1 protein-coding gene is annotated in these 361 nt (G+C 57.1%); it reads right to left on the bottom strand.

What is annotated here, in order from left to right; translation table 11 throughout:
* Positions 1-361: transposase (locus KP705_RS19525; RefSeq protein WP_215765509.1), on the bottom strand; the 361-nt coding region annotated here is incomplete at both ends.

A 361-nucleotide genomic window follows, 5' to 3' on the forward strand; every position in this document is an offset into this window, starting at 1 on the left:
CGATCCTTGTGCGACAGCTTTGCGGGTTTGTCCTGCCAGTCTTCAGGAATACGGCCTGCTCGCAGATCCGCTTTCTCTGCATTGGTGTTCCGCTGCTTCGGAGCCGCTACCAGCGTGGCATCCAGGATCTGGCCTGACATCGGCAAATACCCGGCGTTACGCAGGGTCGCATCAAAGCGGTTGAACAGCCCATCGATCGCACTCGCCTGGGTCAGACGCTCGCGAAACAGCCAGACCGTTTTGGCATCCGGCACCCGATCTGAAAGTCCCAGCCCAAGGAAACGCATAAAGGAGAGGCGATCGTTGATCAGATATTCCGTCCGCTCATCAGACAAATTGTTGAGCGTCTGGATCACCAGGA

It is taken from the genome of Gluconobacter sp. P1D12_c (genome assembly GCF_018812105.1).
In the GTDB taxonomy this organism is placed as follows: domain Bacteria; phylum Pseudomonadota; class Alphaproteobacteria; order Acetobacterales; family Acetobacteraceae; genus Gluconobacter; species Gluconobacter oxydans_A.